Source organism: [Clostridium] fimetarium (genome assembly GCF_900111235.1).
GTDB lineage: Bacteria > Bacillota > Clostridia > Lachnospirales > Lachnospiraceae > Clostridium_N > Clostridium_N fimetarium.
The window spans coordinates 43,575-64,744 of sequence record NZ_FOJI01000002.1 but is presented as its reverse complement, the minus strand read 5'-3'; the positions used below and the strand labels follow the sequence as shown (position 1 = coordinate 64,744).

At 34.8% G+C, this 21,170-nt stretch carries 19 protein-coding genes; 4 read left to right on the top strand and 15 right to left on the bottom strand.

Annotated elements, in window-relative coordinates; all coding sequences use genetic code 11:
* Positions 1–198 precede the first annotated feature (198 nt).
* Complete coding sequence (gene pyrB, locus BMY18_RS02725; RefSeq protein ID WP_092450354.1) at positions 199–1,119, top strand: aspartate carbamoyltransferase; 921 nt, start codon at positions 199–201, stop codon at positions 1,117–1,119.
* Positions 1,119–1,544: an aspartate carbamoyltransferase regulatory subunit gene (locus BMY18_RS02720; protein ID WP_092450352.1), complete on the top strand. Its 426-nt coding sequence runs from the start codon at positions 1,119–1,121 to the stop codon at positions 1,542–1,544. The genes pyrB and BMY18_RS02720 overlap by 1 nt, the downstream gene beginning before the upstream one ends.
* 250 nt (positions 1,545–1,794) lie before the next feature.
* On the opposite strand, the gene BMY18_RS02715 is transcribed toward BMY18_RS02720, so the two are convergent.
* Positions 1,795–3,153, bottom strand: a complete 1,359-nt coding sequence (locus BMY18_RS02715) for an MATE family efflux transporter (protein ID WP_330385917.1) — start codon at positions 3,151–3,153, stop codon at positions 1,795–1,797.
* Positions 3,154–3,312: 159 nt separating this feature from the next.
* Entirely contained in the window at positions 3,313–4,515 is a 1,203-nt protein-coding gene (locus BMY18_RS02710) for a class I SAM-dependent rRNA methyltransferase (protein WP_092450348.1), read from the bottom strand.
* Positions 4,516–4,680: 165 nt separating this feature from the next.
* Here BMY18_RS02710 and BMY18_RS02705 point away from each other — a divergent pair, with 165 nt between their 5' ends.
* Positions 4,681–5,082: a putative ABC transporter permease gene (locus tag BMY18_RS02705; protein WP_092450346.1), complete on the top strand. Its 402-nt coding sequence runs from the start codon at positions 4,681–4,683 to the stop codon at positions 5,080–5,082.
* A 295-nt stretch (positions 5,083–5,377) separates the two neighbouring features.
* Here BMY18_RS02705 and BMY18_RS02700 read toward each other — a convergent pair whose 3' ends face one another.
* The 9 genes from BMY18_RS02700 to argC all read right to left on the bottom strand — a co-directional run bounded on the left by BMY18_RS02700 (position 5,378) and on the right by argC (position 16,920).
* Entirely contained in the window at positions 5,378–6,937 is a 1,560-nt protein-coding gene (locus BMY18_RS02700) for an NAD(P)/FAD-dependent oxidoreductase (RefSeq protein WP_092450344.1), read from the bottom strand.
* Positions 6,938–6,998: 61 nt separating this feature from the next.
* The gene (locus tag BMY18_RS02695; protein ID WP_092450342.1) at positions 6,999–8,441 is read right to left on the bottom strand and encodes an ArnT family glycosyltransferase; all 1,443 of its coding nucleotides are present in this window, start codon (positions 8,439–8,441) and stop codon (positions 6,999–7,001) included.
* Positions 8,442–8,461: 20 nt separating this feature from the next.
* On the bottom strand, positions 8,462–10,354 hold the full coding sequence (locus BMY18_RS02690; RefSeq protein ID WP_092450340.1) for a periplasmic substrate-binding domain-containing protein: 1,893 nt from the start codon (positions 10,352–10,354) through the stop codon (positions 8,462–8,464).
* A 78-nt stretch (positions 10,355–10,432) separates the two neighbouring features.
* Positions 10,433–10,882, bottom strand: coding sequence for a DMT family transporter (locus tag BMY18_RS02685; RefSeq protein WP_092450338.1), 450 nt, complete (start codon positions 10,880–10,882; stop codon positions 10,433–10,435).
* 105 nt (positions 10,883–10,987) lie between these two features.
* Entirely contained in the window at positions 10,988–12,250 is a 1,263-nt protein-coding gene (locus tag BMY18_RS02680; RefSeq protein WP_092450336.1) for a sugar ABC transporter substrate-binding protein, read from the bottom strand.
* 63 nt (positions 12,251–12,313) lie between these two features.
* The gene (locus tag BMY18_RS02675; RefSeq protein WP_092450334.1) at positions 12,314–13,531 is read right to left on the bottom strand and encodes an aspartate aminotransferase family protein; all 1,218 of its coding nucleotides are present in this window, start codon (positions 13,529–13,531) and stop codon (positions 12,314–12,316) included.
* Between the two features lie 4 nt (positions 13,532–13,535).
* Positions 13,536–14,432: an acetylglutamate kinase gene (argB, locus tag BMY18_RS02670; RefSeq protein WP_092450956.1), complete on the bottom strand. Its 897-nt coding sequence runs from the start codon at positions 14,430–14,432 to the stop codon at positions 13,536–13,538.
* A 155-nt stretch (positions 14,433–14,587) separates the two neighbouring features.
* A complete protein-coding gene (argJ, locus tag BMY18_RS02665; RefSeq protein WP_092450333.1) occupies positions 14,588–15,811 on the bottom strand; it encodes a bifunctional glutamate N-acetyltransferase/amino-acid acetyltransferase ArgJ in 1,224 nt (407 codons plus the stop codon).
* Positions 15,812–15,879: 68 nt separating this feature from the next.
* On the bottom strand, positions 15,880–16,920 hold the full coding sequence (gene argC / locus BMY18_RS02660) for an N-acetyl-gamma-glutamyl-phosphate reductase (RefSeq protein ID WP_092450331.1): 1,041 nt from the start codon (positions 16,918–16,920) through the stop codon (positions 15,880–15,882).
* 281 nt (positions 16,921–17,201) lie between these two features.
* On the opposite strand from argC, the gene BMY18_RS02655 reads away from it, so the two are divergent.
* Positions 17,202–18,419 carry an argininosuccinate synthase gene (locus tag BMY18_RS02655; protein ID WP_092450329.1) on the top strand — a complete coding sequence of 406 codons (1,218 nt, stop codon included), beginning with the start codon at positions 17,202–17,204 and terminating at the stop codon, positions 18,417–18,419.
* Positions 18,420–18,727: 308 nt separating this feature from the next.
* Here BMY18_RS02655 and BMY18_RS02650 read toward each other — a convergent pair whose 3' ends face one another.
* The 4 genes from BMY18_RS02650 to BMY18_RS02635 form a co-directional block, all read right to left on the bottom strand.
* On the bottom strand, positions 18,728–18,955 hold the full coding sequence (locus BMY18_RS02650) for a hypothetical protein (protein ID WP_092450327.1): 228 nt from the start codon (positions 18,953–18,955) through the stop codon (positions 18,728–18,730).
* A gap of 10 nt (positions 18,956–18,965) precedes the next feature.
* Positions 18,966–19,793 (bottom strand): hypothetical protein, encoded by an 828-nt coding sequence (locus BMY18_RS02645; protein WP_092450325.1) that lies wholly within the window; start codon positions 19,791–19,793, stop codon positions 18,966–18,968.
* A 117-nt stretch (positions 19,794–19,910) separates the two neighbouring features.
* Complete coding sequence (locus BMY18_RS02640; protein ID WP_092450323.1) at positions 19,911–20,468, bottom strand: hypothetical protein; 558 nt, start codon at positions 20,466–20,468, stop codon at positions 19,911–19,913.
* Positions 20,458–21,141 (bottom strand): ABC transporter ATP-binding protein, encoded by a 684-nt coding sequence (locus BMY18_RS02635; RefSeq protein ID WP_092450321.1) that lies wholly within the window; start codon positions 21,139–21,141, stop codon positions 20,458–20,460. Before BMY18_RS02635 ends, BMY18_RS02640 begins: the two co-directional genes overlap by 11 nt.
* Between the last annotated feature and the right edge of the window lie 29 nt (positions 21,142–21,170).

The following is a 21,170-nucleotide window of genomic DNA, read 5'->3' as shown; positions in this document are numbered from 1 at the left end:
CGCTTATTAAATTAAGTAATTTTAAGATTCACAGTATTTTTTTTAATAATTCATATAATATCACAAATTTATGAAAATAACAATTGAGAAATCATACAAATGATAGTAGAATAAGAAAGGTAGTCACATTTAATTGCAAACTTTTTACTTAGATTTTATTAAATACTTACCAAAAATATAACACTGGAGGTATCCCCCATGAAACATTTACTTAGTCCACTTGACTTATCAGTTGAGGAACTCGACGATTTGTTAAACCTAGCTGACCGAATCGTGGCTGACCCAAAGAAGTACAGTCACTGCTGCGATGGCAAGAAGCTAGCAACTCTATTTTATGAACCAAGTACTAGAACGCGACTTAGTTTTGAAGCTGCAATGCTAAACCTTGGTGGTTCTGTTCTCGGATTTGCATCTGCTGATTCAAGTTCAGCTTCAAAAGGTGAAAGTGTATCTGATACAATTCGTGTTATTTCCTGCTATGCAGATATCTGTGCAATGCGTCATCCAAAGGAAGGTGCTCCGATGGTAGCCGCTAGCAAATCTTCAATTCCTGTAATTAACGCTGGTGACGGTGGTCATCAACATCCAACACAAACCCTTACTGATTTACTTACAATTCGTTCTCTTAGAGGAGAACTCGGCAATCTCACAATTGGTTTATGTGGAGATTTAAAATTTGGGCGTACAGTTCACTCACTCATTCATTCACTAATTCGATATGAAAATGTGAAATTTGTACTTATCTCGCCAAAAGAACTTCGTATTCCTGACTATATTCGTGAAGATGTTTTAGATGCAAATAATATTGAATATGTGGAAGTTGAACAACTTGAAGATGTCATGCCAAAGCTTGACATCTTATATATGACACGTGTTCAGAAGGAACGATTCTTTAACGAGTCAGAATATTTAAGAATGAAAAACTTTTATGTGTTAAATGCGCAAAAGATGCAGTTGGCCAAGCCTGACATGTATGTACTTCACCCGCTTCCTCGTGTAAATGAAATCTCAGTTGAAGTAGATGACGACCCACGTGCCGCATATTTTAGACAAGCTCAATATGGAGTCTATGTTAGAATGGCTCTAATCATGACCTTATTAGAAGTGGAGGTAAACTAATGTTAAATGTAGGACAATTAAATGAAGGCTTCGTTCTTGATCACATCGAAGCCGGAAAGAGTATGGAATTATATAATTATCTCGGTCTTGCTAAATTAGATTGTTGTGTTGCCATCATCAAAAATGCACGCAGTAATAAGATGGGGAAAAAGGACATTATCAAAATTGAAGGTGGCCTTAATCTTGTAGACCTTGATATTCTAGGTTTTATTGACCATAAAATAACCGTCAATATTATCAAGGGTGGAAAAATCTGTGACAAAAAAGAACTTGCACTTCCAAATACAATTACGAATGTAATTAAATGCAAAAATCCAAGATGTATCACATCAATTGAACAAGGATTAGACCATGTATTTATATTAACCGATAAAGAAAATCAAATATACCGTTGCCTCTACTGCGAAGAAAAAAACGTGAAGTAAGAATTCGCGACTTGCCCGAACGGGCGAAAAAACGTAGCAATGGCCTCCTGTTCGCTATTGCCTCTACAGCCATGTGTGATTATCTGCATTCGGTTTGACACGTAAAGATGTGTCAACCGCCTTCAGATAATCGCACATGGCTGTAACGGCAAATGCGGACAATCGAGGTCATTGCTACGTTTTTTCTTGGCTTCTTGCAAAAGCTAGACGAATTTGGTCCAAAAAGATAAAGATAAGCAATTTATACTACTTACCGCGTAACATTCCTTAACCATTTATAAGACTTATAGCGCCACAAAGCAAATGGTACCTTAATGATTTCATCACTGAGCAAAATCACATACACGATCGGCACACTCAATTTAAATACAAATGCGGCTAAAAATCCTACTCCTATTGAAACTATCCACATTACTCCAACATCAATAATCAATCCAAACTTCGTATCCCCACCCGCTCTAAATACACCTACAATCAATGTTGTATTGATTGCCTGACAAATTACAAAATAAGACATTACAAGCATCATTTTAGAAAGATAGTAATGCGCCTCTTCTGACATATTTAAGTTTGCCAATACAATTGGACGCGCTAATAACAAGAATATCGCGCCTAAAACTCCTGCAATCAAACTTATTTTTACAAACCGTCTCCCATACTCTCTGGCTACTTCTATTTTGCCTTCACCAATCACTTTACCAATCATTATAGCTGTCGCCGATGCCACACCAAACGATACCACCGTAGCTAACTGTCTTACAACTTGTGCTACTGAATTAGCTGCTGTTGCTGCGCTTCCAAGATGTCCGAGTATTGCTGCAATTACTGCAACACCTGACCCCCATAATAATTCATTTAAAATGACTGGGCAGCTAAATTTTACAAAATCTGATGATAACTGCTTATCCTTCACAAATAGCATATTGAATCGAAACTTAAATATCTTATTTCTTTTTCTATCATAATATACAACGATTGAAAATTCTATAATTCTAGCAATTACTGTGGCTAGTGCCGAACCTCGAATTCCCATTGCAGGCACTCCAAATAATCCAAATATCAGGATAGGATTTAATGCCAAATTAATAATAAATGAAACCAAATATACAAATGTCGAAATAAATACATTTTCAACACTTCTAAGTGTATTGAGATATACCATTGTAAGTGCGGATATCACATATGAAAAACACATTATCTTAAGGAATTTTGCACCCTCTTCAATCACGACTGGATCATTTGTTAGCAAATGCATAATTTGAGCAGGAAAAATGTATGTAACTACTAGAAAAAAAATACTAATATACAATGTCAGTTTAATTGATATCCCAAGTATTTTCTCAATTGTAGGCACATCGCATCTTCCCCAGTATTGGGCAATCAAAACAGACGCACCTGATGTTAGTCCAAAGAATATCAAAGTCATAATAAATTGAATCTGTCCAGCCAGCGATGCCGCCGACAAAACTTTTTCCCCAACTTTTCCTAACATAATTACATCCGTAGCCGAGACACCCACATTAATTAGATTTTGCAGTGCAAGTGGTATTACTAAAACCATCACTGCTTTATAAAAACTTTTACTATCTTTTATACTATCTTGCATCATATTCTCCTTCTTATATAATAAAGCAATATCTAACTGATAATGTCAATCCGCATCAATACTGATATATATAATTCATATCAAAATACTGACGCTTTCAATCCATATCAAAGCTAATATTTACAGTACGCTTTTATAATATGCAGGAGGCCTACTTTTATATTACATTTCATCACAAACTTGAAAAATATAGAATTTCAAGTACAATGACTCATCCGCTGACCATAGAATTGGATGATCCGGAGCCTGAGTACGAAATTCTATCTGACGTAATCGCTTATGCACATTTCTTGCAGCCTCTGCAATTGTTTTTGTAAATAATTCTGTATCCATAAAATGGGAACAGGAACATGTTGCTAAAAATCCACCATCATTAATCAGTTTCATCGCCCTAAGATTGATTTCCTTATACCCTTTAACCGCATTTTTGATTGAGTTTCTAGATTTTGTGAATGCAGGTGGATCAAGAATAATCAAATCAAACTTTTCACCATCATTTTCAAGCTGTGGAAGCAATTCAAATACGTCCGCACACTCAAATTTTACAACATCTGACAAACCGTTCACTTCCGCATTTTCTCTAGCTTGGGCAATCCCAAGTTCTGATGCATCAACACCGAGAACACTCTTCGCCCCACCCATGCCAGCATTTAATGCAAATGAGCCTGTGTGTGTAAAGCAATCTAATACCTTTGCACCTTTGCACATCGGTTTGATTGCAGCTCTATTATATTTTTGATCAAGAAAAAATCCTGTTTTTTGTCCATCTTGTACATCTACAAAATATTTGATTCCATTTTCAATGATTTCAACCTTTGTGTCAAATTCTTCTCCAATAAAGCCTTTCATACGTTCCATTCCTTCGAGCGTACGTACTTTTGCATCACTTCTTTCGTATACTCCACGAATGTTAATATTCATCTCTTTTAGAACCATTTTAATTTTGTCTATAATGATAAGCTTAAATCGATCAATACCAAGCGCCAATGATTCTACAACAAGAACATCACTAAATTTATCAACAACAATACCGGGTAAGAAGTCTGCTTCACCAAATATAATTCTACAAGATGACATATCAACTGTCTTTTCTCTATATTCTATAGCATTTCTAACTCTTTTTTCTATAAATTGCTCATCTATCTCTTGGCCTTTTTTTCTAGACATAATTCTAACAGTTATCTTTGATTTTCTGTTAATAAAACCAACGCCCATATAATATCCGTCAAAATCATGTACTTCTACTATATCACCATCTTCAAAGTCACCTGTTATTGCATCTATTTCATTATCAAAGACCCACATTCCCCCTGATTTGAGAACACGACCTTCACCTTTTTTTAACTTTACAATTCCATCCGGCATATATATGCCTCCATTCTGCCACACCAGTGACTTTTTAAAACGATATCCACAATGATAGTGTTTATAGTAACAAATATATTAATAATTTACAAGGATTTCTTTGAATATTAAACTAGCGTTTCGTACATAATACATTTACATTAGCAATAGTAAGGAGTAAATATTTTGAACATAGAATTTGTAAAGTGTGGATTATTGGGATGGTGTATGGAAGTTTTATGGACTGGAATTAACTCTTTTTTCAAGAAAGATATCAAACTGACTTGTAACACCTCTATTTGGATGTTCCCAATATATGGAATGGCTTCATTTTTAAAGCCTTTAAATAAACTGATTTGTAAAAAGAACACGCTATGCCGAGGTATTATCTATACGCTCTGCTTTTTTACAGTTGAATACACGACCGGCATTTTCCTGAAAAAGCGAAATATGTGCCCTTGGGATTACAGCTCCGCCAAATATAATTACAAAGGCGTAATCCGCTACGACTTCGCCCCCCTATGGTTCCTAGTAGGCCTCTTCTTCGAAAAAACCCTCTGCCACATGACCAAGTCCCCCAAGAAGTAGCCCACAACACTTGGTACTTGCACTTAGCGCTTGCACTTAGCCCTTGCTTTTGCCCTTCAGCCCTTAACCCCGAGTATCCGAAGCCGTAACCGTAAAATTATTGATTTGATTTCGCTGTATATTTGACTCGTATGATAAGTTACTTATGGATTCATTTTATGCGTTAAGAAAAAAAGTTCTACTGTCTGACGAACGAAGTGAGGAGTTTAGAACTTTTTTTCTTGCCCTTAGCATAAAATGAATCCATTAGTAACTTACATACGAGTCAATAGGAAGCAAAATCAAATCAATAATTTTACTTACTACCCTCGTGATACTCCGCATCCGTATTCACGTTCCAGATATTATCCTTTGTTTTAACTCCACCAATAATATTCTTAACACTCTCAAATGAGGTTACCATTGAGTGATCCATATTGTTATATCGATGTTGTCCATTACGTCCTACACAAAATAGATTTTCATGTTCATTTAGGAAATCAATCACAACATCAAGTTCTTTATAGGTGTCAAAATATGCTGGATATGCTTTCTTGACTTTCTCTCTATGAAAATCAAGAACATCTTTTTTATCGATAACGCCAATTTTTACAAGCTCCTGAATTGCCATTTTAGCACAGTCTTCATCGCTCATATTCCAGAATTCATCACCTTCATTACAAAAATATTCAAGACCAATCCATACAGTTTTATTGACATCTTTCACCATATATGGGGACCAATTGTTAAATATCTGAATTCTACCAAGTTTTACACTTGTATCCTGAACATATATCCAACAATCTGGAACAATATTATTCATTGTTTTCATATCTGTCATATTCTTGATCTTCATCTTATCGACAAGTACACCAACCGTAACGAAATCACGATATGGAAGGCCTGCTGCAACTCTGTTTACGTTTTTAGGAACTTCTTCGCCTTCCCATGCAAGTACCAAATCCCTTACTGGCATTGAAGAGATAAAGAAATCTGCTTCTAATTCTATATCTTGTCCTTCATTTGAATAAGTAACAGATTTTAATTTTTCTCCTGCTACATTTATCTTAACAACTTCACTATTTTTGTAGAGTTTCCCACCCATTTTTTCAAATTCTTGTGCGGTAATTTCCCATAACTGGCCTGGTCCAAATTTGGGATAAACGAATTCTTCAATCAAAGAAGTTTCCACTTGTCTACCTTTTTTACTGGGAATCAGTTTAGCAAACATATCTTTAATAATTGCAATTATGGAAAGACCCTTGACCCTTTGGGCGCCCCAATCTGCTGATATCTTACTTGGATGACGGCCCCATAGTTTTTCTGTATATCCTTCAAAAAACATACCATATAATACTTTACCAAATCTATTTATGTAAAAATTCTCAAGAGATGACTCATTTTTCTTAATTATACTTGATTTTAAATAACTAAATCCTGCTACAATCGTTGTGAAAAATCCCATATTCTTAATTGTCTGCATTTTCATTGATATTGGATAATCAAAAAATTTCTTATTATAGTAAATTCTTGAAACCCTCTGTCGAAGGAGCATTACACGATCTTCTTTTTCTGGATCGGGACCTTGCTTTGCAATATTCTTGGTTCTGCATAGACATTTATCATCGAAAGCTGGTTTACCTTGTAATGGCATTATGTTTTCCCACCACTTTGTAACTTGTTTATCTTTTGAAAAAAATCTATGTCCACCAATATCCATACGATTTCCATTATATTTTACTGTACGTGAGATTCCACCAATTGCTTCAGAAGCTTCAAGAATAATGACCTCGTATTCATCTGATTGTTTCATAAGTTCATATCCTGCAGTAAGTCCAGCTGGACCGGCTCCAATAATTACCACCTTTTTTTTCATTACTAATATCTCCCTACTTTGGTTTATAATACTGATCTGTAATACTGCTTTATAAAACTATTTAGCGCCATACCATGCAATATGTTAGTACTGAAGACACTGCAAACAATACCGTTAAAACCCAAATTCCATATGATATTCTTTTATACACAATACTTTTTTTCTTATCTAACTCATTTACTAACAAACCAATTGCTATTGCGCCAATTATCAAAGTTGGTACAATATATCTGTAGTCCATTGTGCAAGTATGTGGAAATTGAAAACAAAACTTGATAAATGAACCAACGATTGTGATATACATCATAACAAAGAAGCTTTTGATTACATAATCTATATTTTCGAGCTTTTTTAAGCACACATAAACCATGGCAAATAGTGATAATAGAACCAAAATAACATTTACCCAAAACAAAAATGTTGCGAACGGTACAATCATACTCGAATTCTTACTATAATTATACTCGCCAAATAACGATGTTTTCAAAATAGCAATTAGTATGTTATGTTCAAAACTCGGACTACCCCAATTTTCAAATACACTTTTTACCTGTACCAAATCGAAATCAAGAAATCTTTTCCAAGTTGGATAGGATCCTATATATTGGTTGATATCATTTGTAAGCTTGGGAACATACCCAATTGGCATTTCAAATCTAACATAAGCATATACGCTCCACCAAATACCTATTGGAACCGATATAACTAAAAAGACTACAAACTGCTTTATTAACACTAACACGCGAAGTGGTTGTTTCTTATCATCTATTTTATTCTTATTATTTAATTGTCTGGCATTTTTCCAATCTATCACAGATCTGATGAATTTAAAAATAAATACAACTGCAATCCCTGGGGCTATCAGTACCCCAGATGCCTTTGTCATCATTGACAATCCCAAACAAAGCGCAATAATGATCATATTCTTCATGCTAGATTTCTTGTACCACTTAATTGTTGCTAAAATCGCTGCCACATCAAGCATAAGACATAATATATCATTATTAATACTTCCTGACAATAAAATCATAGTAGGATGTAAGCATATCAATGTAAATGCTATCACTAACCCTTTTCCCTTGATTCCTAATTCACGCAATATCTTGTAACAAATAAAAGTCGTTATGCATGAATAAATCAAGGTTAGCACTTGAAGGTTTTCCACTGCAATTGCAAAATTAAATCCTACAAAAACATTGAGTTTAACCCACCAAGCTGCCAAAATATGATGCAAAGGTGGTTGGTAGAACTGCCATAAAGTTCTTGGGTCAAAATCTGGAAGTTTAAAATGATTGTACCAATAAACTATGTATGCAACATGGCCTTCATTATCATCTAGGCCTAATAAATCATGCTGCCTGACATTAAAATTTGTATAGCCTATATATAGTATCCTAATTGCTACTCCAACAAAAGCAACTAAAACAATTAGCTTATCTGTTTGTGACAATTCTTTAAAAGACTTCTTATACCGTATTAATTTATCTTTCACCTTATCTACCATATCCCTTATATTATTTGAAGTTAATTAACTATTTTAATATTACCTATTTCGTTAATCCAGTCATACTTGTTATTGATATTTTTAAATACCTTTTCTGCATTTTTAGGCATTGGTGAGAAATAGACTGTCTTTGACTTATTATACAAAACCTGTTCAATTGAATATGATGCAATTTCACTCTTGATTTGTTCGTATTTCGTTCTTAAGTCTGTCTTATCCTTACATATGTTATATTCGTCGATTAAAGCATCTAAATCTGCACTAATAATCTTATAAGGGTTATAAGATGCATTATGACTGTTAATACTAGTACTATAATATTTTTGTTTGAATTGAGGCGTTAACTTTTCATTCCAAACGCCACACCACATCTGTGCTTTTCCAGAATCAATAGCCTCCCACATAACATTTTCATCGACAACATCTTTTATATTTAATTTGATATGATAAGCCGCCAATCTTGTTACCGCCTGTTTTATAGCTTCCATCGCCGGATGATTCCCAGTTCCGTCTGCGCCTATATAAATTGTATATTCCGCAGGGCTGAGTACTATATCTGATGGCAAATCCTGTGTAAATGCTTTCGATAGATTACTTCTTAGTTCACAACTTTCCTTGGATAATGGGTCCCCATTTACATTTACATTATTAACATTAAAACCCACGTAACCATAAGCATTCGTATTATAAAATAGCTTATATGAATTTTCTGCTATTTTACTACAATCTAATCTTACGTTTAGATTAAGTGGTTTTGTTCCATAAAATTTTGGATTAGCAATAAGACTGACTGCATTTTCAGTACGTTCACTCACGGTATACTTTCCAGCGCCAACCGTGCAATCAATTGAACTGCCAACCTCTAATGTACTATTATACTTATGTTTAGGAAGCACAAAGATATCACAAACATCATAAATATAGGATGAATCAAAGCCCTTAATTGTAATTTCTACGCTTGTATCACTAACTTGCTTGATTCCACTGACTTGGGATACACTGTCACCTCTGTCTGTAGTTTTGCTAACTACTTCTAATGCTTGTAAAAGTGCAGCTTTCTTAAAATAATCATAATCTCCTGTATATGCATATCCAAGTGAATCATAATCATATCCATATTCTGATATCACTTCTGCCAAAACTGCTGCCTCATCATGCGTTGCGCTATTATATTTTTCCTTTGGCCCATATAAATAAGCAAATAAATCCTTAGCGACTGGATACTTACTTGTCAAATCAGCATATTCACTAACACCATACAACGTTCTAACCCATTCGAGCTGACTTGTCAAAAATGGTGTAATCACATTCTTTGCAATAAGCGTTTTGGTTGAATCCGTTGGTTTATCAAGTTCGGCTCTTGCCGCTGTTAATATCTGTTCCACATTCGAACTATTATATGTATATTCTTCAAGACCTACAATTGGTAAGTTTGCGACTGCGCTGTCACTATTTCCCGTCTCATCTAAAAGCCAATAATAAGAGAAAACAACATCATCTGCAGTAAGTTTAACCCCATCGCTAAAGCTAAGCTTACTGCTTAAGTTTATAACTACTTTCGTTGTATCACTGGGACTATCATATTTCAATGAAATATCAGATGCTACCCCATCATATACAATATCTCCATTCTTATCTGTTGTTAGTAATGACAGTTGCGTCATTTTAACAACATCACTTTCCATCTCACTGCTATCTGTATAATCAACAACTAACGTTGTATACTTGTTGATTTTTCGTCTGTTTTCAAGTATATATATCGTACTTACCACTAGTACGATTCCAATACCTAGTATCACAAAGTTTTTAATTTTAATTTTTCTTTTTTTAACTTTTATAATTTTCACTTTTGTGTTCTTACTTTTTTTACTCTCAATTTTTCTGTTCCAAATTTTTCCAATCGTAATCTTCAATCTGTCTATTCTCCCTGTGTGATAAATCAAACATTTATTTGTAAATTCAATTTTATATTGTTTTAACAATTATGTCAATTATCCTTCTGCTTGATTGCCACATAAATTATATATAACCACTCCTACAATTGCAATTGCAAGTCCTAAAAATTTCATCCAAGAAAACGCTATCTTTTTCGAACCAAATATCCCAAATAATTCAATTAGATATGCAGCCGCAATTTGAGTGATTACGATTATTAAAGAGGCCTTAGCAATACCTAGTGACGACATACTTTTTACTACGGTATAGGTGATAAATGCACCCATCACGCCACCTAATAATGCATATTTTCTCTCGATTTGAAATAATCCCAATATTTCTGGACGACCATTTGCAAACCACATAATGATACAAGTGATTAATGCCGTAAGTTGAACAAAACCTGCCGCCACCCATATACTTGTGCTCTTTGTAACATCGGTATTAAATACACCTTGTGTGCTCATTAATGCTCCAGATATCATTGCGATTAAAAATCCTGCCATCGTTTCCTCCGTATACTATATATTTTATACATAATATGGTCTCCACGATTGCAGGATTTATTCATTTTTACACCATCTATATTACAAACAGAGGCTGTGATTTATCTACTTACTACTGGTTGTTTTGGGCATTAATTGAGTAGTTACATAGTTATTTAATGTATTAAAACTGTCCTCAATACTTGTCCCATTCCAAACTTGGTGAAGCATAATCTCAAGATTCAAATAGAAATCACCAATATTAATAAATTGCGCTTTTACGATTGAATTTGAGTAAATATTGTAAAGGTTAGAATATTCTGGGCTCGGGTAATTATCTAAATCTGATCTTGCACTCGCATTACCCGCCAATTTATAGAATTCATTTGCATAATCATATGTCATTGCTTTTGCAGCACTTTTAGCCGCTGCCACATTTTTCGAATATGGATTAACCACCATCATCTGCGTAGTTGACAGCGCATTGGTTTTTAAGCTACTAGTCAAATCAGGTATTTTACATATTCCATATTGAACGCCTGAATCATTGATGTTTTTTAGTTCACTTGTATTTGCAAGCGTATATATTAACTTATTATTGCGAAATAATGTCATACAGCTCAAAGGTGATGATGTAGGATCTGTAATAATTCCATAATCTGTTTTAAATTTTAAATATTCGCCTAAACAAGCTTTCATACTATTTGCATTCAGCTGAAATACACTCTTGTCATCACTACTTGCGCCCCCGATATTCATATACGAACCAAGAAATGCGTAATTCGTAAATAAATTAGCCACATCCCACTTTACGATATATTCTACTTCAGCATTTTCATCTGTGTGTTGATAACTATTATTATAATTTGTTAGATCCGTAAACGTATTAACCGCCTTTGCATATTTGCTGTTATATACCATGACTGTTGTATTAAATGTGAGTGGATATCCCAAAAGTTTATTATCGTAAGAAGAAGCTGCAATACCTGCTTTTCCATATACCGCGTCTGTATAAGTAGCTTTATATGTGTCATTTGATGCAACTAGTCCCATCAAATAGGCCTTTTCTAAATTATCTGAGGAAAGCATAAATAAATCGGTAGCATTTTGTTCCTTTATACTTCCATTATACAAGTTCTCCAGATATTCCTCTGGGGCAACTACTGTAGGAACAATCGTTACTAACTGATTTGATTCGTGATATTCCTTCGCCACCTGAAGTAAATAATCCGTTAATCCGTTATCTGTGTACCATAAATTTAAAGTGACCTCTTGCTGAACATCATCTTTTGTCTCTTGTCCAGTACTTGGACTCGAACATGCAACGCAACTTGTTACCATAACTGCTACAAGCAATAATACTGTAATCTTTCTAACCACAGAAACCACATTAACTCCTATCTGCTCTGCTTCGTGCAAATTTCATTTACACGCAGGCAACTATTCAAGATTTTACACCAAAGCTCTCTTTAATTTTTCAATCATCTTATCAACATCAGCTTTTGAAATCACAAGTGGAGGTACAAAACGAATCACATTACTTCCTGCCGCAAATAAAATCAGTCCATCGTCCATCGCTTTGTTAATAATACTCGTAGGGGAAACACTAAGTTCTAATCCCTGCATAAGTCCAAGTCCTCTTCTTGCAACTGCTACATCAAATTCATCTACTAATTTGTCTAACTGTATTTCTAAGTACTTGGATACCTTTTTAACATTATCAAGTACATTGAGTTCTTCAAATAATTCGAACACTTTAACGACTGCTGCACATACAAGTGGATTACCACCATAAGTTGTCCCATGATCTCCAGGAACAAGTGCGTTAGCAACTTCTTGCGTTGCAAGGAACGCGCCTACTGGAACGCCACAGCCCAATGCTTTCGCAACCGTTAAGATATCTGGCTTAATACCGTACTGTTCGTAAGCAAACATAGTACCGGTTCTACCCATTCCACACTGTATTTCGTCAAGAATCAATAAAATGCCTTTTTCATCACAAATTTTTCTAACGCCTTTTATGAATTCTTCTTTTGCTGGATATATTCCACCTTCACCTTGAACAGTTTCAAATATTATAGCACAAGTTTTATCATTTACCAATGCTTTAACACTTTCAAGGTTATTATACTCAGCAAACTTAATACCTGGTATCATTGGTCCAAATGCTTCTTGGTAATGCTTATTTCCTGTTACTGCAAGTGCTCCCATACTTCTACCATGGAAGGAATGATGCATTGCGATAATTTCATTATCTGTACTTCCAGTCTTTAAAAATGAATATTTTTTTGCAAGTTTAATTGCACCTTCAATTGCTTCTGTACCACTATTTGTAAAGAATACTCTATCCAATCCAGATGCTTTGGTTACAAGTTTTGCAGCTTTTGCTACTGGCTCATTATAGAATAGATTTGAGGTATGAATCAACTTATCAATCTGTGCTTTCAATGCATCATTATATGCTTTGTTATTATATCCCAAAGCAAATACAGCAATCCCAGCCCCAAAATCAAGGTAGTCTTTACCCTCAGAATCATACAGATAGACACCATCTCCTCTTTCCAGTGAAATCTGGAATCGATTGTATGTGTGAATCAAATGTTCATCTGCTGTTTTTATGATATCTTTTGTATTCAATTTATCTTTACTGTTTTCTTCTTTTTTCGTCATAATATTATTTCTCCTCATAAAATCGTTCAGCATCTTTATTTAAAATTGCAGTACCAATTCCCTTATTCGTAAATATCTCGAGTAATAGGCAATGTGGAATTCTTCCATCCAAAATATGGACTCTAGATACTCCGCTCTCAATTGCATCAATACAATTATTCAGTTTTGGAAGCATTCCGCCACCGATTGTTCCACCGCCAATTAATTCACGTGCATCTTCAATTGAAAGTTCTGAGATAAGAGTATCTTTATTGTCATAATCTTTGTATACACCTTCGATATCAGTCAGAAATGCAAGTTTTTCAGCTTTTATAGCTGTTGCGATCGCACAAGCTGCATCATCCGCATTTATATTGTATGAATGAAAGTCGTCGTCTACGCCAATTGGGCATATTACTGGAACAAAGTCATTTTCAAGAAGTGTGTGGATTAAGTCTGGATTCACCGTCTTAACTTCACCAACAAAACCGATGTCTTCACCCTCTGAATATTTCTTATCAACAATAAGTGTTCCGCCATCCTTGCCACTTATTCCAACTGCTTTCACGCCAAGTTCTTCAATTAGTGATACAAGACTTTTGTTTACCTTATTTAGGACCATTTCAGCGATTTCCATTGTAGGTTCATCCGTCACTCTAAGGCCATTTACAAATTTCGTTTCCATTCCAACTTTATCAACCCATTTGCTGATCTCTTTGCCGCCACCATGAACGATGATTGGCTTAAATCCGACTAATTTCAGAAGGACTACATCTTCTATCACTTTTCTTTTCAGATCTTCATCCACCATAGCACTTCCACCATATTTTACAACAATAATCTTATCTTTAAATTTTTGTATATAAGGTAATGCCTCTATTAATACTTGCGCTTTGGCAAGTTCTATTTCCATGTCTTTCATAACTTGATATCCTTTCCATAGCATCCAATTTCTTAGTCCTGCTGACTTCTTTTTCGTATTATATATATTCTCGCGTCCAAATGATATCCAAGAAGTGCTGATGTCTCTTCATCCCAACTCTGTATAATCTATACACGCTGTATACTCTATACACTCTATGAACGATAATCTGCATTAATTTTAATATAATCAAAGGTTAAATCGCAGCCCCAAGCAGTCGCTGTTTCATTGCCTGATTTCATATCTGCAATTGCTGTCACTGGATTTTGTGAAAGAATCTGTGTTGCAAATTCTTCACTGTAATCTGTAGCCATGCCATCTTCAACAATCTTGAGCTTACCCGCTTTGCTTTCAAAATAGATGTCTACGATATCTGGATCAAAGTCAGCTGTTGAATATCCCATTGCGCACAGGATTCTTCCCCAGTTTGCATCATGACCAAATATTGCGGCTTTTGTAAGGCTTGAAGTCACGATTGATTTACTGAGTGTCACCGCTTGATTTTTTGTGTCTGCATTAATTACCTTTACTTCGAATAGACAGGTTGCGCCCTCTCCATCACCAGCAATTTTTTTTGCAAGTACTGTACTTACATATAATAGCGCGTCGTAAAATAGTTTATAATCATCATTTTCGGTCGTAATCTCATTGTTTTTTGCCAATCCATTTGCCAATATAAGGACGGTATCATTCGTTGAGGTATCACCATCTACTGAAATCATGTTAAATGTATCATTTATTATATTACTTAATGCTTTCTGAAGCATTGGCTTAGCTATTTTTACATCTGTTGTAATGAAGCCAAGCATAGTTGCCATATTTGGATGTATCATTCCAGAACCTTTGCACATACCACCAATTGTTACTGTTTTACCATTGATTTCAATGGTTACAGCAACCTGTTTGCTTACCGTATCGGTAGTCATGATGGCTTCTGCTGCAAGATTTCCGTCTTCTATTGTAAATCCTAATTGTGAAGGAAGTTTGTCGATGCCTGCGCATATAATATCCATTGGAAGTTGCTTCCCAATGACGCCTGTTGATGCAACTAACACTGCGTTTTCAGGAATCGAAAGATTCTTTGCTGCTCTAGCTGCCATATCTTTACAGTATTGGTACCCTGTAGCGCCTGTACAGGCATTTGCTACCCCACTATTGATTACTATGGCTTGTGAGTACTCTGAATTGTATACGACCTCTCTATCCCACTTTACGGGGGCTGCAAATACTTTATTCAGAGTAAAGGTACCTGCTGTTACACAAGGTACTTCGCTCAGTACCAATGCCATATCTTTTTTTTCATTATTCTTGATTCCTGCGTTAAGGCCTGTTGCCTTGAACCCCTTTGCTGCTGTTATACCGCCATTTATAATATTCATATTTGCTCCTGCCTGTCGTTAGATTTTATTGTACTTTTACTATTTTAATATATTTTATACCCGCAGCATCATGGAAACATTGGTACTTGCAACAAACCAGTATTTTCAGGTAACCCAAACATTAAATTCATATTCTGTACCGCCTGACCAGCTGCGCCTTTTACCAAATTATCGAGTGCGCCCATAAATATCAACCTGTTCGTTCTCTTATCAACTTTAAAATTAATATCTACATAATTACTTCCTTCAACCCATCTCGTTTCAGGATAATCATTTTCATCCAGTAATCGAATAAATGTCTCTTTGCCATAATATTTTTCATAGACCGCTTTTACATCTGCATAACTAACATCTTTTTTCAAATTCGCATAAGCGGTTACCAGAATTCCTCTGTTCATCGGTACAAGATGTGGTGTAAATATAATCTTAATATCTTCACCTGCTGCATAACTTAATTGTTCTTCAATCTCAGGAGTATGTCTGTGTGTTAAAACGCCATAGGCTTTCATGTTTTCATTTACTTCGCAGAAGAGATTGTCGACTTTCGCTCCTCTTCCAGCTCCGGAAGTTCCTGACTTTGCATCTATAATGATAGATTTTGCATCTATTAATCCTTCTTTTACAGCTGGATAAATTGAAAGTATCGAGCAAGTTGTAAAACAACCTGGATTTGCAACAAGTCTTTTCCCTTTGATTTGTTCTCTATTAATTTCACATAATCCATATACTGCCTCCTCAATAAATTGAGGACTCTTATGCTTTATGTTATACCACTCTTCATATATAGAAACATCTTTCAGTCTGTAATCAGCGCTCAAATCAATAATCTTTACCTTTGATAAAATCTCTTCGTTTAGAATGGAGGCACAAAATCCTTGTGGTGTAGCTGTAAATATCACATCCACTTCATCAGCCAAAGCTTCTATATTATCATCCATACATACATCATCAACAAGCTTAAACATATTATGATAAACTGCCGAGTATTTCTTATCTACATAACTTCTTGAGCCAAGCCATTTAATTTCAACTTCCTTATGTCCCAAGAGTAATCTTACTAACTCATTACCTGAATAACCAGTTGCTCCAATAATTCCTACTTTAATCATAACATTCGCCTTCCTTATATCATCATTATTAGATTCCTATTTTTTGAACCATTTTCTTTGATTCATTTATTACGTTCTTTCATTTAAATAATTAATTCTATTTTTTTATTATAACAACTTTTTCTCTAATGTAAAGGTTATTTTGAATATTTTTAATATTTATGCAGTATATTTGCATAATATGCATCTTTTTCTATTGCATTAAACATTTTTTTGATGTATATTAGTACATAGTTAAAACTTAAATGCGCAGAAATCAGCGCAAGAATGGAGATTATTATATGAAAGAAAAAGTTATACTTGCGTATTCCGGTGGTCTTGATACTACCGCTATTATCCCTTGGTTAAAGGAAAATTATGATTATGAAGTAATTTGTTGTTGTATCGATGTAGGTCAAGAAAGCGAACTTGATGGACTTGAAGAAAGAGCCAAATTATCAGGTGCCGAAAAATTATACATTCTTGACGTTGTAGATGAATTTGTAGATGATTATATCGTTCCAACCGTTCAAGCAAACGCTGTTTATGAGAACAAATATCTTCTAGGTACTTCATTTGCAAGACCACTCATTGCTAAAAAACTTGTTGAAATTGCAAGAAAAGAAAATGCTGTTGCAATCTGCCACGGCGCTACCGGCAAGGGAAATGATCAAGTTCGTTTCGAACTTTCAATCAAAGCACTTGCTCCTGATATCCAAATCATCGCTCCATGGAGATGCAATGAAACTTGGAACATGCAATCAAGAGAAGATGAAATCGAATACTGTAAAGCACATGGAATTGATCTTCCATTTTCAGCTGATAACAGCTACAGCCGTGACCGTAACCTATGGCACATCAGCCATGAAGGCCTTGAACTTGAAAGTCCAGCAAATGAACCAAACTATGATCACCTCTTAGTTTTGGGCGTTAGTCCTGAAAAAGCTCCTAACGAAGGCGAATATGTTACTATGACATTTGAAAAAGGCGTACCTACAAGTGTAAATGGTAAGAACATGAAAGCTTCAGATATTATCAGAGAACTTAACAAATTAGGCGGAAAACATGGCGTTGGTATCGTTGATATCGTTGAAAACCGTGTTGTTGGTATGAAATCTCGTGGCGTGTACGAAACTCCAGGTGGAACAATCCTCATGGAAGCACACACACAACTTGAAGAACTCATCCTTGATAGAGATACCTTAGCATACAAGAAGTTAGTAGCTACTAAGTTTGCTGATATTGTATATGAAGGAAAATGGTTCACACCACTTCGCGAAGCACTCCAAGCATTTGTTGTATCAACTCAAGAATATGTAACTGGTGAAGTTAAATTCAAGCTTTACAAAGGTAACATCATCAAAGCTGGAACAACATCACCTTATTCATTATATAGTGAAACACTTGCAAGCTTTACCACTGGTGAATTATATGATCACCATGATGCTGAAGGGTTTATTAACCTCTTTGGCCTCTCTATGAAGGTTCGTGCTATGAAAGAGGCGGAACTCAAGAAGTAAATGTGGGAACCAAAACAAAACACCCAAAGTTTAGTGGCTCAGTTGGCTTCGCCAAGATTCGCCTCTAAACTTTGGGTGTTTTGTTTTGGTTTGATTTACTTATGATGGGTAGCGCTATTTCATAGCGGCTCACGGCGCGAAGGGCGGCGGCCACTCGAGTAGGGCTCGCGGGAATCAGGAGGGGGATGTCATTTTTACAAATATATTATGGGGATTCCTATTATATATATCCATTTTATAAAGACTGTTCAATTCATTATCATATTGAAATGTCATCACATATTGCAACCATTATCATAACGAAGACCTCATTCCTTTATAATATCTGAATAGTTTACTTTAATATAGCCAAATGCGTTGTTATATGTAAGTTTACTCTTTACAATCCAGTCGGGCATTCCCATTGGAGCAACCTGTATTACTAGATTGCAATTTTCCTGCGTTACTTTATTTATTATAAAATAAATGGTATCAATATGTAACTTTATGTAACCATCTGCTTCACCTTCAGCACCATATATTGCACCCTTTATCATTATGAATGCCTCATTCCCAAATTATATCTGAATATTTTACTTTGATATAGCCATAACCAGTATTATACAGCGTAGTAATCTTTGTAATAACATTATCACTACTCATTCCTCGTTTTAAACATTCTTCCTCCTTAGTCATTCCAAATGGTGCCACTTGGATTGCTATATTACAATTTTCCTCAGTTACTTTATCTATTATAAAATAGACTGTGTCACTATAAGATTCACCCGCACGTATTTTTACAGGCCCAAATCTTGCTGATTTATCTTGTTCTTTCTGAGAATCAAAATAAATACAGTGTCGATTTTCACCTGTTTTTATTATTTCATATTGATCAGTTAACTGGTAACAGTTTAATCCAAGACAACTTGTAACTTCGGTTGTACTATTCTTGTTTGTTATTTTAAAATCCACTTTTACTATACAGGTATTTTCTTTTTTCAAGCTTCCATCTATATTAAATATGCCAGTCACAGGGAATCTATCTTCTGTTACTACTGTTACTAATTCATTTGGAAGTCTATCTAATATTCTAAAATTACTAAATTCAAATTGAAAAATTTTTTTAGGATGTTTTATTATGTTACCACCATCTTCATCTGCAGTACCATATACAATTAATGGCTGATCAAATCCGACTATTTGCGTTTTAATAAAATCTTCTTTTTCTAGTTCCATCAACATATCTTTTGAATCACTACTGCTAGTACTTTCATCAATCGCACTTGTAGTCTGAGTCTGAACTTTCTTATCCGCAATGTAGTATTTGTAACTGGAAGCCAATGAAATAATAAGTATTGTTGCAATCACTATTTCAGTAACTCTGTTTTTTTTCATCTTTTATACCCCTTCTTTATTGAAGCTAGTATTAGAACACATTATTCTAATACTAGTTCAATCTTGTATCATTTCCCCGAATGCGACTTCCTAAATGGCTTAACTATGAATACCATTTTATTTATTTAGCTTTAACAAATAATAATTGTCCCTATCAGCCGTTGATATGGCAAAATCTTCATTCTCGAAGTTCTCCCACTTTTTACTGGTTACATTATTCTCTGCAATTGTATAAGCAAGTATTATTTGGGATTCAGAATTACTTTTTACTTTATAACCTTTGGGATTATATACATCCATCAAATTCATATCTGTGCCGTTACTTACATTCCCAGTTATAATTTGAAATCCGGACGGTTTAAAATCTGTATCACTATTATTCTTAACATTAACTGTTACTAACATTACTTTCTTACTTGCATTAGGCACATTGGGTTTTTCACCAAAATTTTTATTGTAGTCATATTCATCCAATACATCCTTACAGATCTCCGGTGAACCTACTTGAAAGTCCAATATTTTCATCGTACATCCTTTGTATTGCATTTCCTGCCCCATCGCATATGTATGATTTTTTTGTGATGGGAATTTATCATTTATGTAAACCACTCTAATTGTGATTGCAATTACTAATAAAATAACAAGGCTTAATAAGATTTTGCTTTTACGCTTCATTCACAATTCCCTCCGATACTATGGATTTATCCCCAACTATAAAATGATTTGTGATTTTTCCTTCATATATTTCGAAAATTTCATCAGATAGATATTCCAACTCCGTTCTATCATGGCATGCAATAATGATTAGAGCGCCTCTTTCTTTTTGTTCTTTTAGTATTTTCCTTACTAGTTCAATGCCCTGCTCATCCAAAGCATTTACAGGCTCATCTAATATAATAATATCTGGATTTTCCATGATTGCACATGCAATCCCCAGTCTTTGCTTCATTCCAAGCGAGTATTTCCTATATGTTCTCTTATCATCTGGGTTGAGACCCACCGCTTTAATCGCATTTCTTACATCGTCATCTGATATCTTATTTTGAATTGAAGCCAATAGTTTCAAATTTCGAAATCCTGTATAGCTACTAATAAATGATGGATTTTCAATTAGTGCCCCTACACTTTTTGGAAACGAAATATCTTTTCCGAGAACATCTCCATCAATATTCACTTCTCCTGACTCTGGAATGATAAGGCCACATATTGCCCTCATTAACATGGTTTTACCTGAACCATTGCTTCCTCTCAGTCCGTATATTCTTCCGCCTTCTAATTCAATATTAATATTTTCCAAAATAACTGCTTTTCTGATTGTTTTATTTACATTAGTGATTTTTATATTCATAAGTTTTCCCCTATCTGCTTTTCGCATTT

Bases quoted from the DNA above. Each gene is read 5' to 3' on its own strand.
- pyrB (WP_092450354.1), top strand. From the start codon at position 199: ATGAAACATTTACTTAGTCCACTTGACTTATCAGTTGAGGAACTCGAC.
- BMY18_RS02720 (WP_092450352.1), top strand. From the start codon at position 1,119: ATGTTAAATGTAGGACAATTAAATGAAGGCTTCGTTCTTGATCACATC.
- BMY18_RS02715 (WP_330385917.1), bottom strand. From the start codon at position 3,153: ATGATGCAAGATAGTATAAAAGATAGTAAAAGTTTTTATAAAGCAGTG.
- BMY18_RS02710 (WP_092450348.1), bottom strand. From the start codon at position 4,515: ATGCCGGATGGAATTGTAAAGTTAAAAAAAGGTGAAGGTCGTGTTCTC.
- BMY18_RS02700 (WP_092450344.1), bottom strand. From the start codon at position 6,937: ATGAAAAAAAAGGTGGTAATTATTGGAGCCGGTCCAGCTGGACTTACT.
- BMY18_RS02695 (WP_092450342.1), bottom strand. From the start codon at position 8,441: ATGGTAGATAAGGTGAAAGATAAATTAATACGGTATAAGAAGTCTTTT.
- BMY18_RS02685 (WP_092450338.1), bottom strand. From the start codon at position 10,882: ATGGCAGGATTTTTAATCGCAATGATATCTGGAGCATTAATGAGCACA.
- BMY18_RS02675 (WP_092450334.1), bottom strand. From the start codon at position 13,531: ATGACGAAAAAAGAAGAAAACAGTAAAGATAAATTGAATACAAAAGAT.
- argB (WP_092450956.1), bottom strand. From the start codon at position 14,432: ATGAAAGACATGGAAATAGAACTTGCCAAAGCGCAAGTATTAATAGAG.
- argJ (WP_092450333.1), bottom strand. From the start codon at position 15,811: ATGAATATTATAAATGGCGGTATAACAGCAGCAAAGGGGTTCAAGGCA.
- argC (WP_092450331.1), bottom strand. From the start codon at position 16,920: ATGATTAAAGTAGGAATTATTGGAGCAACTGGTTATTCAGGTAATGAG.
- BMY18_RS02655 (WP_092450329.1), top strand. From the start codon at position 17,202: ATGAAAGAAAAAGTTATACTTGCGTATTCCGGTGGTCTTGATACTACC.
- BMY18_RS02650 (WP_092450327.1), bottom strand. From the start codon at position 18,955: ATGATAAAGGGTGCAATATATGGTGCTGAAGGTGAAGCAGATGGTTAC.
- BMY18_RS02645 (WP_092450325.1), bottom strand. From the start codon at position 19,793: ATGAAAAAAAACAGAGTTACTGAAATAGTGATTGCAACAATACTTATT.
- BMY18_RS02640 (WP_092450323.1), bottom strand. From the start codon at position 20,468: ATGAAGCGTAAAAGCAAAATCTTATTAAGCCTTGTTATTTTATTAGTA.
- BMY18_RS02635 (WP_092450321.1), bottom strand. From the start codon at position 21,141: ATGAATATAAAAATCACTAATGTAAATAAAACAATCAGAAAAGCAGTT.